Annotated in this window: 13 protein-coding genes; 2 read left to right on the forward strand and 11 right to left on the reverse strand. The window is 34.4% G+C overall.

All coding sequences use genetic code 11. The features are described from left to right. Positions 1-15 precede the first annotated feature (15 nt). Positions 16-453: a Rieske (2Fe-2S) protein gene (locus tag RLT85_RS11445; RefSeq protein WP_311402189.1), complete on the forward strand. Its 438-nt coding sequence runs from the start codon at positions 16-18 to the stop codon at positions 451-453. Between the two features lie 72 nt (positions 454-525). Here RLT85_RS11445 and RLT85_RS11450 read toward each other — a convergent pair whose 3' ends face one another. Together RLT85_RS11450 and RLT85_RS11455 are read right to left on the reverse strand one after the other, a co-directional pair. Continuing rightward, positions 526-1,230 (reverse strand): T9SS type A sorting domain-containing protein, encoded by a 705-nt coding sequence (locus tag RLT85_RS11450; RefSeq protein WP_311402190.1) that lies wholly within the window; start codon positions 1,228-1,230, stop codon positions 526-528. A 91-nt stretch (positions 1,231-1,321) separates the two neighbouring features. Continuing rightward, entirely contained in the window at positions 1,322-3,718 is a 2,397-nt protein-coding gene (locus tag RLT85_RS11455; RefSeq protein WP_311402191.1) for a TonB-dependent receptor, read from the reverse strand. Positions 3,719-3,995: 277 nt separating this feature from the next. On the opposite strand from RLT85_RS11455, the gene RLT85_RS11460 reads away from it, so the two are divergent. Further along, positions 3,996-6,416 (forward strand): hybrid sensor histidine kinase/response regulator, encoded by a 2,421-nt coding sequence (locus RLT85_RS11460; protein WP_311402192.1) that lies wholly within the window; start codon positions 3,996-3,998, stop codon positions 6,414-6,416. Here the strand turns inward: RLT85_RS11460 and RLT85_RS11465 are convergent. The 9 genes from RLT85_RS11465 to RLT85_RS11505 all read right to left on the reverse strand — a co-directional run bounded on the left by RLT85_RS11465 (position 6,413) and on the right by RLT85_RS11505 (position 13,174). After that, positions 6,413-7,777, reverse strand: coding sequence for a sigma-54-dependent transcriptional regulator (locus RLT85_RS11465; RefSeq protein ID WP_311402193.1), 1,365 nt, complete (start codon positions 7,775-7,777; stop codon positions 6,413-6,415). The two genes, RLT85_RS11460 and RLT85_RS11465, sit on opposite strands and share 4 nt — an antisense overlap. A gap of 194 nt (positions 7,778-7,971) precedes the next feature. After that, positions 7,972-8,277, reverse strand: a complete 306-nt coding sequence (locus RLT85_RS11470) for a hypothetical protein (protein ID WP_311402194.1) — start codon at positions 8,275-8,277, stop codon at positions 7,972-7,974. A 233-nt stretch (positions 8,278-8,510) separates the two neighbouring features. After that, a complete protein-coding gene (arfB, locus tag RLT85_RS11475) occupies positions 8,511-8,915 on the reverse strand; it encodes an alternative ribosome rescue aminoacyl-tRNA hydrolase ArfB (protein ID WP_311402195.1) in 405 nt (134 codons plus the stop codon). Between the two features lies 1 nt (position 8,916). After that, positions 8,917-10,425: a DUF4301 family protein gene (locus RLT85_RS11480; RefSeq protein WP_311402196.1), complete on the reverse strand. Its 1,509-nt coding sequence runs from the start codon at positions 10,423-10,425 to the stop codon at positions 8,917-8,919. Then, the gene (locus tag RLT85_RS11485) at positions 10,415-10,987 is read right to left on the reverse strand and encodes an AAA family ATPase (protein ID WP_311402197.1); all 573 of its coding nucleotides are present in this window, start codon (positions 10,985-10,987) and stop codon (positions 10,415-10,417) included. Before RLT85_RS11485 ends, RLT85_RS11480 begins: the two co-directional genes overlap by 11 nt. Continuing rightward, positions 10,948-11,580: a nicotinamide riboside transporter PnuC gene (pnuC, locus tag RLT85_RS11490; protein WP_311402198.1), complete on the reverse strand. Its 633-nt coding sequence runs from the start codon at positions 11,578-11,580 to the stop codon at positions 10,948-10,950. Before pnuC ends, RLT85_RS11485 begins: the two co-directional genes overlap by 40 nt. Beyond that, on the reverse strand, positions 11,564-11,824 hold the full coding sequence (locus RLT85_RS11495; protein ID WP_311402199.1) for a thiamine-binding protein: 261 nt from the start codon (positions 11,822-11,824) through the stop codon (positions 11,564-11,566). The genes pnuC and RLT85_RS11495 overlap by 17 nt, the downstream gene beginning before the upstream one ends. Further along, a complete protein-coding gene (locus tag RLT85_RS11500; RefSeq protein WP_311402200.1) occupies positions 11,781-12,533 on the reverse strand; it encodes a phosphoglycerol geranylgeranyltransferase in 753 nt (250 codons plus the stop codon). Before RLT85_RS11500 ends, RLT85_RS11495 begins: the two co-directional genes overlap by 44 nt. Then, the gene (locus RLT85_RS11505) at positions 12,530-13,174 is read right to left on the reverse strand and encodes a 4'-phosphopantetheinyl transferase family protein (protein ID WP_311402201.1); all 645 of its coding nucleotides are present in this window, start codon (positions 13,172-13,174) and stop codon (positions 12,530-12,532) included. The genes RLT85_RS11500 and RLT85_RS11505 overlap by 4 nt, the downstream gene beginning before the upstream one ends. Positions 13,175-13,217 lie beyond the last annotated feature (43 nt).

A 13,217-nucleotide genomic window follows, 5' to 3' on the forward strand; every position in this document is an offset into this window, starting at 1 on the left:
AAATACTCTTTTCTCATGAAAAAACTCCTTATCGGAATTTTATTTCTTTCCGTGATCACAGCTTGTAGCAGTGATGATACGCCTAATAACAATCCCAATTTGCTGGATGTGAATGTCAACTTTCAAATAGATTTAAGCTTACCGCAATACAATAGCCTTAATTTCCCTTCGAGTCCTGTTTATATTCCTAATTACGGAAATGCAGGTATCGTAATTATGAAAAATGGCGCTGACTCCTTTGTCGCTTTTGATGCCGCAGATCCTAATCATCCCAGAAAAAATGAATGCGTAGCGATGGAGTTGGATGGGATTCAAATGTTTTGCAGTTGCGAAGGCAATACCTACGACTTGTACACAGGCGGAGTAGTTGAAGGTGAAGATGATTTGAGATATCCCTTATATCGCTACCGCGTAGTTCAAGGCGGAAATGGTTTATTGAGCGTAAGGAATTAATGTTTCTTCTCTCTTATTGTATTAAAAAGTAATACATTCAAAAATTAGCTTTCAAGGGTTTTTGATCTGCATTTACCCTTTCATTAGCTTAATGATACTTTTTCTTTCTTCGGTTTCTATTTGTATGAAATAAATTCCTTGTTTTAACTGTGAAACATCATAAGAAGATTGAGCTTCATTAAATTTTAATATTTCTTTTCCGTTAACGGAAAAAATACGAACTGATCTTATTTTTTTTTCCTGCTCCATCTCCAACTGAAACTTACTCCCCACAGGATTTGGAAAAAGAGTAACCTCCACTTCCTTTTTATTGCCAACCGCCAATTGTTCATTGCGATAAATAGCCTGAACACCATTAGCGTTTGTTATGGTTAATTGTATATAAGTAGATTGATTACTAAAAGTGTAGACATAGGGATTAAAACCTGGTAAACCTGAGTTTGTAAAATTATCCATAAACATTTCTTCGAAATCTATAACATATGGTGGAATCTCGCCGCAATCTAGAGGAGTATTCGTGTTATTGATAGTAAAACTTTGATTTTGATTGTAAGTTAAATCTGTGTATAATGAATAACATGGAGCGCCAAATAAGCAATGAGGACTATTGTCCTCAAATAGTACAGTGTAAGAATTTTGATAAGCCGCAGGTGGTGGGAAATCATTGCCGTTAATGACCAGTTTTTCTAAGTACCACGTATGATCTTGCAACGGAGCTACTTGGGCAAACCCCTTAAAACTGAACATTAAAATAATCAAATAGGTAAGTTTTTTCATAATTAACTGGTTGTGCTAGCCTTATAAAGGTATAAAAAAAACGGTTTAGAGAAATCTAAACCGTTTTTTTAATTTCAAGATTGGCTAAAACTTAGAATTTTAAAGTAATCCCAGCCAAAAAGTTAATCGTAGCCTGCGGATAATATCCTGCACCTTCCACCGTATTTATGGTCCCAGGATTGGAGTAATCATCTTCAAAAGAATAATAATAACCGTTAGAAATATATTCTACATCAAAAATATTGTTAACCATTCCTGTAAAAACGATTTCTTTAAATAATGTCGTTTTTTTCCACACATATTGAATGCTAAGGTCATTGATAAAATAGCTTTCTAACAGAGAAGCTCTAGACTCTATATTACTCATATATTGATCGCCCACAAACTTACTTAAAAAATTAAGTTGCAAATTGGATACGGGCGAATAACTAATTCTATTTCCTGCTACTATCTCTGGAGAGAAAGAAATATCTGTATCTCCAAAATCTTGTAATTCCCCATCAAATTTGGTTTTAAAATCTCTGTTTTTATTTCGGCTTAAGGCCACATTGGAATGAATGCTTAAAGTAGGCAATAGCTTTATAGAAGCTTCTATTTCTAATCCCAAACGATAAGAATCTCCGCTATTTTCTCGTACCGGTTCCCCAGAATTATCAATATCTCCTGTTAACACCAATTGGTTTTTATAATCCATATAATAGAGATTCGCATTAAGCTGAAATTTCTCCGTTTTCAATCGGTATCCCAACTCATAATCGGTTAGTTTTTCTTCTTCTGGCTTATCGGCATCATTAAAAAGAGCATTTTTATAATCGGTTCTCGTAGGTTCTCGATGTGCCACCGCCAAAGAAGCGTACAATTGATTGGTTTGATTTAATTTATACGTCAATCCCGCCTTCGGATTAAAAAAAGTAAACCTATCATCTATGACCAAATCTACACCTTCATCCAGTAAACCGCTAGTGGTATAGTTAAGGGTTCTTAATTGCAAATCTCCAAACGCTTTAAGGTTTTCAATAATAGCAATGGTAGCTTTTCCGTAGATATTAAAATCGGTTTTATTGGCAACATTAAAATAATAGTCGCTATCTGGATCTAAATTTTGGGCAAAGCGCGTATAGATAACTTCTCCAAAATGATCGCCTTCGTATGTATTGATTCCTCCTCCAAGAATCAATTCCATTCTTTGATTCTTATAGGTTCCGTTAAAGGTGAGTCCATAAAAATGATTGTCTAACCAGGTTCTGTTCACCAAATCTGATGTTGTTATGTCTTCCCCATTTGCGGTAAAATTGGGCAAACCAAAATCTACTAAATTGGCAGCTTCTTGGTATTCTTCATAATATCCTTTCCCAATCGTATAGTGCAAACCAAGATTTGAAGACCAATTAGCATCGTATTTTTGATCCCAAAGCAATTGGTAATGATCTTGTTGGTAGTTATCGGTTTGATTATCGTAATACTTCACATTGCCGTCTTCATCGGTATATTCTCCAGCTGGATTATACCTTCTATCTTCTTCCAATTGTTTTTGCTCAATCCCGTACCAAGCTTGATAGGTTCTTTCTTTTCCGCCAAAGGCGAGTGCTTTTACCAAGGTATTGTTATTTACATAAGCAGCTTGTAAAAAGTAAGATTTCAATTCAGATTCAGCGCGATCTATGTAGCCATCACTTTTAATAAGCGAAGCTCTTCCTGCAAATTCCCAATGCTCATTAAACAAGCCTGTACTAAATTTTGCGGTGTGTTTGTGCGTGTTGTACGAGCCGTAGCTGTTAGAAATTTCTGCGTAGGCTTTTTCACTATAACGGTCTGTCAGGATATTAAGACTTGCGCCAAAAGCTCCTGCCCCATTGGTAGAAGTTCCCACACCTCGCTGTAACTGAATGTTCTCTACGGAAGAAGCAATATCTCCTAAATTAACCCAAAAAGAACCTTGACTTTCAGAGTCATTGTACGGAATACCATTAATGGTTACATTGGTTCTGGTAGCATCGCTTCCGCGAACGCGTAAACTGGTATAGCCTACGCCGTTTCCAGCATCTGTGGTAGTAACAACAGAAGGTAGGTAATTCATCAATACTGGAATATCTTGACCTAGATTTCGCTGCGAAATTTCCTCGTTTCCTAAGTTCGTGTAAGTTATGGGAGAATCTGCAGATACCCGAATGGAAGAAAGAAAAACCTCTTCCAATTGTTCTTCTTCATTAGACATATCAACCCTTAGATATTGATCTTTAAACGCTTTTACAGCTATGGTTTTTGAATTTCCGTGGGTAAATTTAAGCTTATAATTTCCTGGAAAAACAATAAATTTAAAGTCTCCATTAAGATCGGTAATTGTAGCTTGGTTGATTCCTATGATTTCTACGGCTACATTAGATAACTCATTAGCGTGTTGAACGACAGTTCCTGAAATAACAATTTTGTCTTGAGCAAAGACCAGTGTCGTAAACAAAAGAGACACTATAAATAATACATTTTTCATTCGTAATACATTTTTTACGAATAAAAGGGGCGATTATTCTTTGGTTTAAAATTAAATAAAAAATCCTGAAGACTTATAAAAAGTCATTCAGGAGCGCATACTACAAAAGTCGCTAGCAAACTTTTGTATTTCCCTTGGCAGCATTACCTGCCCAGGTTCGTTGGGTATGATCTCAGCCTAAAAAGGCACCCCTTTGAGATATACTGCGAAATTAATCTTATTTTTTAATTTACCATAATTTTAAGTGCTTTTTAAGCAAAGGACTTTATTTTTGAATATGCCTAGAAACACCAAACGATCTATTACCTTCAAAGTTGTTATTGGATATCTTCTTTTAACTGCCTTTACTGCTATATCTATATGGTTCATCTACAGCAATGTGATTGGCTTAAACAGCGCCAATAAACTAAGCAACGAAAATCAACAAAAACTTCTTCTTATGAATGAGGCTGTAACAAATGTTTACACAGCCGAGGCTATTAGTAGAGATATTATTCAAAACCAAAAACCAGAAAACTTACCTCAATTTAAGCAACAGTTAGACACTATTTCCACTCTTATAAAAAATTTACAACGAGTTTATGAGGAAAACGACATAATCAATGAACTCGATAGTTTGCAAAATCTCCTACTTCTTAAAGAGCAAAACCTACTCGAACTTTTAAAAATAAGAGAAAATAATTCTAGTGAGAATTATTATGATCGCGTGCTAAAAAATCTTGAAAAAGTAAACTATTTGTTTGAGGAGGATAATTACAATGAACTTTTTAAAAATTATAATCCCGAAGCTAGACGCGCGCTGGTGAAATGGTTTGAATATGCTAAGCAAGATAATGCACAAAGATTAACGCAACAGTCGGCAGACTCATTAATCAACACTGTAAAGACGGTGTTAAGTGAGCTTGAGTTGGAGGAAAAAAGATATCAAAAAGAAGTAATTCAAAAAGAAAACAAGCTTCTTAAAAATGATCAAGAACTTTCTTCGCAATTGAGAAAAATTAGAGCCGAAATGGAGCGCGAGCAAATCCAACAATCGGTTTTACAGGTAAATAATTCTAGTGCTGTAATAGAAGAAACCGCAACAATCATCGCTGTATTGGGAATTGCCTGTTTGCTTACTATTATATTTTTTGTTGTTCTCATTATTAAAGATACCAATAGCAGTCAACGCTATAAGGAAGAGTTGGAAAAAAGTAAAGCTTACGCGGAATTTTTACTCAAAAGGAGAAAACAAATTATGGCTACGGTAACTCACGATTTACGCTCGCCTTTAAATACAATTATGGGTTATGCCGATTTATTGAAGAAAACGCCGTTATCTGATAAGCAACAATACCATTTGGATCATCTTAAAAAATCTTCTTCTTATATCTTGCATTTGGTCAACGATCTTTTAGACTTCTCTAAATTAGAAGCAGGAAAAATGAGAATTGAGAGCCTTCCCTTTCAGCCTAAAAGCATAATAGAAGACAGTATCCAAGCTAGCATCCCGGCAATTATAAAAAAGAATGTAGTAATCCATACCTCATTAGACAAAACTACTGAGGAAACTTTTAAGAGCGATCCTTTTAGAATTCAGCAAGTGCTTACCAACTTGTTAGGGAATTCCTATAAATTCACGGAAGCTGGTAGTATTACCATTAAGGCTTCCATTACATCAACCACGAGAAAAATAAAAAAGCTTTGTATAGAAATTAGTGATACTGGAATTGGCATTTCTAGAGAACAACAAAAAAATATCTTTGAAGAGTTTTCTCAAGCCGACTCAAGAATCGAAAAAGAATATGGTGGCTCTGGTTTAGGCCTAGCAATTACCAAAAAAATTATCGATTTACTTAGGGGAACAATTCGTTTGGAAAGTGAACAAAACCAAGGCACCACTTTTTATATTGAATTTCCTGTAGAAACCACTTCACAAACTCAAATCGAAACCGAAGAAATTTATATCAAAAACACTCAAGGACTACGTATTTTAATTGTTGACGATGAGCACTCGCAATTAATGCTCACCAAAGAAGTGATTTCTCAAGCTGGGTTTAAAGTAACCACTGCCAAAAACGGAAAAGAAGCCCTACAGATACTAAAAAAACAAAAATTTGATTTGGTGATTACCGATATTCAGATGCCAAAAATAAACGGTTTTAAACTAATTAGAAAACTTCGGAAGAATCCAAAATACAAAACCCTACCCATTATTTCCCTATCAGGAAAAACAGATTTGCCCGAAGATGTTTACTATAAAAAAGGCTTTACCACAAATTTTATAAAACCCTTTAAAGCGAATGAACTTTACTTAGAAATTGCCCATATATTAGACTTAGAAACCTCTCTAAGATTTGCGAAAAAGAAACCCGTTAGAATTTCTGAAACCTATGATGTGTCAGAATTACATAGATTTACTGAAGGAGATGAAGAATTTCTAAAAGTAATTTTAACCAGTTTTATAGAAGGTTCTCAACAAAATTTAGAAGCCCTAGATAAAGCATCTGCGCAAGTTGATCTTTCACAAATTGCTTTTATCGCTCACAAAATTTTACCCATGTTACGCCAGTTAAAAGCCGAAAAAGTAGTTGGTTTTTTTGAAAAGCTAGAACAGCAAGAAACTAATAATCTAGAAGTAGAAGAAGCGATGTTATTGCTAGAGCAGGGAAAAGAAGCTTTACTAAATCTAATAGAAGAAATTAAAAAGGAAATTTAAAGCTCTATATTATAGTGTTTTAGCTTGTTATAAAGCGTCTTGCGGTCTACATCCAAAATTCTTGCTGCTTTGCTCTTATTTCCTCCCGCTTCTTCTAGAGCATCTAAAATTAATTGTTCTTCATTTTGATTTTTAAATAACTTATAAGAAGAAGCTTTTGATGTATGGTTTACGATATTTTCTGGCAAATCTTTCTTTTCGATTTCTCTGGTTTCCGATAGCAAGACAGAACGTTTAACACTATTTTGTAATTCTCTCAAATTTCCAGGCCAATCGTAATTTTTTAAAACCACCAAAGCTTCATCAGAAAATCCTAAACTCTCTTTTCCCAATTGCTCATTCGCTTTATCTAAAAAATAATTGGCAAACAGTAGCAAATCTTCTGTTCTCTGCCTAAGCGGTGGCACCTGAATAGAAAATTCATTAAGACGATGAAACAAATCTTGCCTAAAATCACCCAACTCTACCGCTTTTCCCAAATCTTCATTCGTGGCTGTAATTACCCTAATATCTACCTCTATTTCGTTATTACTTCCTACTGGCTTTACTTTTCTTTCTTGGAGTGCACGTAGCAATTGCATTTGTAAATCGTAGCTTAAATTTCCAATTTCATCCAAAAACAATGTTCCATGATTTGCCGCTTCAAAATGACCTATTTTATTATTAATAGCGCCTGTAAAAGATCCCTTAACATGTCCAAAAAATTCACTAGAAGCGATTTCTTTAGGAATGGCTCCGCAATCTACAGCAATAAAAACATTCCCCTTACGCTTGCTCTTTTCATGTATTCTTTTAGCGACATATTCCTTTCCTGTCCCACTTTCTCCAATAATCAATACAGACATATCAGTAGGAGCAACCAATTTAATGTAATCGCCTAATTTGTTAGCGGCTTCACTTACTCCTGCCACATAACCATTGCTCGCTTCTTTTTCTACAGCAGATTCTTCTATAGGTTTTTCGGGAGATTTTGAGTTCTTTTTTACAATAGAGTCTTCCTTCAAAGCCAAGATTGCTTTCTGAATCAGATTTAGCATTTGCTCTGGGTTGATCGGCTTTGAAATATAATCAAAAGCGCCATTCTTAATCACCTCCACCGCTTTGCTAACCTCAGCATAACCCGTCATTAGAATCACTTTTGTGGGCAATTTCTTATCTCGTACCATTTCTAGCAAGACAGTACCTTCTTTTTCTGGCAATCTAACATCTGCTAAAATCACTTGAAATGTAGAAGCACTCAGCTTTTTAATAGCATCTTCACTATTGGAACATGCCGATACATGGTAGCCCTTCTTTCTTAAAAAGGTTTCTAGCATTTTATTAAATGCTAAATCATCTTCTACGATTAAAATATGTTCCACAAAAAGTATTTTTTACAAATTTACCAATAAGCTGTATAGTCTGTCTCAAATATATCATAAAAAAAGACCCTCTAAAATAAAGGGCCTTTTCCCATTTCATAAGGGAGTAAATTAAGTAACTAAATAGTTAATTTACTAACTTTGAAACATTTTCTGTAATAATTTAAATTCTATATATTGTTAGTGGTAGAATATTATCTACTAAGAATTCCTCTTCTAGTGTTTGCATATACTACTTTAGAAGAATTAGATTCATCATCAAGAAATACTAGCATATATTGTCCTTTTTTATTCTTGTATACATTCTTTAGTTCAGCTTTAGAAAAATCTTCTTGAACATCATTCTTTATATTTTTAGGCAACTTACTAGTTTCCATTTCTGAAAAGCCTTCTACTACTTTATCTGTAATAAGTTCTTTATCACTTTGCGAAACTTGTGCACTAACTGTAGCTGTTCCAAAAATGGCGAGACAAGCAAACGTAAACATTAATTTTTTCATAATATTGGGTAGTTTTTTGGGTTAATAATTTTAGCTAAGTGGTTAATTAACTAATTATTATGATAAGTGGGAAAATTATGCCAAAATTAACCAAATACATTTTAATATTAAATTTAAACGAGTAAGCAACCTCACAACCAAAATCTACATCTCAAAAATTTATATAAAAACTGTGGAAATAAAAAAATTCCACAGGTGACTGTAGAATTTTTACACACTTTTAAACCTAAAAGCTACCATTTGGGTTTTTTTCGATTGTCTTTTATCTGCGATTTTCGCTTTTTATTTTCTAATCGTCTCTTTGTCGAGGCCCTACTCGGCTTTGTTTTTTTTCGCTTTCGCGGTATATGCAGACCTTTCTCTATAAGTTTTAGAAACTTTTTAATGACTACTTCTCTATTTTTATGCTGACTTCTACTGTGATCTGAAGAAAGCTGAAGCACTTGCTCTTTAGTAAACTTAGTAGATAATTTACTCAGTAAACGTTCTTTTTCTTCTTCCGTAAAGAGTTGAGAATTGTTCATATTCCAGCTCAGCACTACTTTTGTACTTGTTTTATTGGCGTGTTGGCCGCCAGGACCACCGCTAAGCACCGCTTTAAAGTCTACTTCTTTAAGGAGTTTTTCTTTAGAAACCATTTTAAATTTGAGGTTGGTGGGATGGTTTTAATAAGTCAACCACCGTTTTTACTGGATTAAAAGTAACCAAAGGTACTTCGACAAAAATAGTGTTCCAATGCGCCATGGCTCCGTTCCATAAACCAGGAAGTTCCAAAGCTTTTAAAGCTCGTCCATCTTTAGATTTTTCTGAAATAAAGCCTTTTGAAGCGTCTACAAAATCTAATAAATTAAACTTTTCACCTTGATAGTCTTTAATTCCGCATACTATATCTACTGGATTAAAATGCGTTGCTTTGGCAGCAATATCTTGCTGGCTTTGATTAGTATGGTCAATTTGTGCACTTTCTACTATTTGTAGAGATGCTTTTCCTTGATGATCTAAAACCCAAAATGGACCACCGCCGGGAGCACCTTCATTTTTAACCATTCCGCACACACGAATAGGTCGGTTTAAAAGTTTTTTTGCTTCCGTAAAGCTTTTAATTTTCTCTTCGGAATGAAAACATGAGGACAACATCTCATTCGCTTCGGTTAAAGCTTCAGGATTTTCGGCGTCTATTTTCTTTAAAACTTGGAAGACTTGTTCTTGAATTTCTAATAAAATTCCGCCAAGAACTTTTTTATACTCTACAATCTCATTTAAATATTCGTGCACGCATACATTGTCTATATTTTTAATAAAAACAACGTCGGCTTCTACTTGGTTAAGATTTTCAATTAAAGCACCGTGCCCTCCGGGCCTAAATAATAAGCTTCCATTTTTCTCCCGAAAAGGTTGATTGTCTCTTGTAGACGCCAAAGTATCTGTGTTTTCTTGCTGATACGAATAAGCTACACAAAAATCATTTTTTGGATATTTCTTCTCTATCTGAGTTTGAGCTTTTTTAAATTTTTCTAAATGCTTTTTAGCTACCGTAAAATGCAAATGAGCTACATCGTCATTTTGTGAATAATTCATCCCTTCCAAAAAATGAATTTCAAAAGCGGTTAAAATTTCATCTTCATATTTGTGAAAAGGAACTAAACCTTTAGGATAACTTCCATAGCCTAATTTATCTTCATCCAATAGGTTTTGAACAAATGAAACCGCTAGTTGATCTAGAACTGTTTCCTTTTCTAATTGCTGAAAATTCATCACTTCCTTATAAAAAGGTAAACTTTCTAGCTGCTGAAAAAATTTAGTTAGTTCATTTTTCTCTGTTCTGGCAATAAATTCTTGTAGATTCTCTTTTTGAGAATCAAATTCGTCTAAAAAGAAAAATAGGTTCTTGAACATTCGTGTTGCTGCCCCACTGGCGGGAATAAACTTCATTTTCTTTACGGAAGACTTTTCAAAACGATTCATCCAACTTTGAAGCTTATTTTCTTCTAATTTGATAATACCGCTCCCTATACTTGCTGGCGCTTTCAAATTCTCAAAGGCGATTCCCTTCTCAAATTCTTTCAATTGTTTTTCTACTTGCTCTTTTTTTATGCCTTTTGCTTTCATCTGCAAAAGATCGTCGCCAGTCCACATCTTACTTTCCATACTCTTTCAATAAATTTTCTACTATTGCAATTGCTTTCTGTAAGCGTTGCTGTTTTGTTCCTTTTAAAACTTCATAAGGCTGTTGGTTATCCTTTAACGAAGCTTCAAAAATCTCGTACATATATTCTCTTTCTTCGGGTTTATCCCTTAAATCATCCTCTTCCCACGGCGTATCTATATACGTGAGCAAATATAAATCATATTGATGCGCTTTGATGATCTCTTCAAAAACTTTAGAGGTAAAACCCTCATAATACACCTTTGCATAAGTATAGGTTTGAAGCACATTGGTGTCTACAAACAATACTTTATTTGCTTTTTTTGCCAATCGGTTTTCTGAAGCTATTTGTCCCTTGGCAATAGGAATTAAATCTTTTTGCTCACATGCTTCGCTGCAATTATCATACTTTTCCTGTAAATAATCTCTAGCAAATTCTGGCACCCATTGGGTATTAAAATGCTTCGCCAGTTGTATAGCCAAAGTAGTTTTTCCTGTAGATTCTGGCCCGTAGACCACAATTTTTAAACCGTCTGAATCTTTTTGAACAAGAGTTTCTTCCATGAGAAATATCCTAAAACAGCTATTATTATTAAAAAGACATATAAAAACGCACTAAAGCTAAGTCCTTTATAGAAATACAAAGGAACTGAAATTATATTTCCGATAAGTAAATAAATCCAATTTTCAATTTTCTTTTTAGCCAAGAGCCACATTCCTACAAAAAAGAAAGCGGTCGTAATAATATCTACATAAGACGGCCAGCCTTGCCATTTATCAAATATTTGATAGACTATCCCTATTAAAATCATGCTTCCTATAAATATAGCTGCAAGAATTTTGTTTTCTTTATTGGTTACTTTGGTGATAGGCGTAAGGTGTTTTTCATCTACTTTTCTAGTCCATACATACCAGCCATACACACTCATACTAAAATAATATACATTAATTATCATATCCCCCAGCAGACCATATACAAATAAAATATACACGTATAATAAGGTGCTGGCAATTCCTGTAGGATAAACTAGAATATTGTTATTTTTAGAATAAAGCACACTTAGCACGCCAAAAAAAACACCAAACAGTTCTAAAACTATAAGGTGTGTGTCTACTCCACGATATTGAGAAAGCAGCCAATCAAAAATGGGGCTCATAATCGCGACGATCAGATTTTACAATTTTCATATAGATAAGTCCGCGTTCTACTGCATCTAGTGCTTCTTTCATTTCTTTATTCAAAACCTTCATCACCTCATCATAATCTCCATAGACTTGCGTGCTTAAAGGGTTTTCTTGTACTTCTAAACCTGATTCTCTCAGCGCATCGATAAAATTGATAATCGCTGGCTCGTACTCATCTTGAATTGGAGTAAGTGTTAACTCTACTGATATTTTCATGGGATTTCTGTTTAAATTCTTCTTCAAAAGCGGTACCTACCACGACCAAATTGGCTCCGGCTTGATAACACGCCTCTATTTCCTTTTCGGTTCGTAATCCTCCGCCTACAATAATTGGTAAATTTACTTCTTTTTTTACAGCTTGAATAATATTCGGGTGAACCGAAATAAGCGCACCACTTCCCGCTTCTAAATAAATTATTTTTTTTCCTGCCAATTGGCTTGCTAAGCAAATAGAAACAATTCTCTCTACTTCCAATTGTGGGATGGGTAAGGTTTCACTTACGCGTTGTACGGCGGTTTCTTTTCCCCCGTCAATTAAAACATAAGCGGTAGAAATGACTTCTAACTTACTAGCTATTATCGCTTTCGCGGATTTAATTTGCTGTCCTATAAGGTATTCTGGATTTTCTCCTGAAACTAAACTTAGAAATAAAATTCCGTCTGCTTCTGGAGTTACTTGAGAATAATCTCCAGGAAATAAAATAATAGGAAGTGAAGAATGTTTTTTTAATTCTTTAACTACCCGCTCACATTTTCCTGACTTAACTGTGCTTCCTCCAACAAAAAGATGAGTTGTGAAAGAAGGAATATCTTTTAGAAGCAAAATAATCTCTTGCTTCTCTACCTTATCTGGATCAATAAGAATAGCAAAGCTGCGTTCCCTTCCTATAATTTCTCTATATAATTGGTCTGGTGCCATTTTCATTTGAATTTCTTTTGTAGAGGTAGAGCATAAACACAGGTAAAACCTTCAAATTCTAGATAATCAATAATAAAGGTTTCTTCTTTTCCCTTATAATTTACTTTGGCTGTAGTTTTACTTTGATCAAAATCAAAATCTTCTATATATATATGATGCAAAAACAGCAATCCAGGAATGCTCATACATTTATAAATAGATTCCTTTGCCCCCCAAACAATAGTTAGCTTTCTTATGATGGCTTCATCGTTTGCCATCGTACGGTATTCTTTAAGCGGCGTAAACTTGTGCGCAATTTTCATGATTTTCTCCCGCTGCTTTTCTATATCAATACCAATGGGTTTATCGCTTATGATAATTCCTGCAAAGGTAAATGAATGTGTAATGGAAATATGTTTGCCATCTTTAAGGTGAGGCTTTCCGTTATCATCATAATACAAATCATGATCTGTATAGCCTTCCGCAGCCAATAAATGTCTAATACTCATAAAACCTCTACGATGGAGGTCGCTTTTCATACCATCTACTCGATTTTGGCAATGTGAGGTTAATTGAATACCATTACTAAGCCACTCAAAACTTTCTTCTATCTTCCAAATGAGAACTTTAGTAGATTCATCAATTGTTATTGTTTTGTAAAGAGCCATGGGTTTAAGTAGATATTATGTATTTTTGTAAGACAAAATTGCT

Source organism: Mesonia ostreae, assembly GCF_031845265.1.
In the GTDB taxonomy this organism is placed as follows: domain Bacteria; phylum Bacteroidota; class Bacteroidia; order Flavobacteriales; family Flavobacteriaceae; genus Mesonia; species Mesonia ostreae.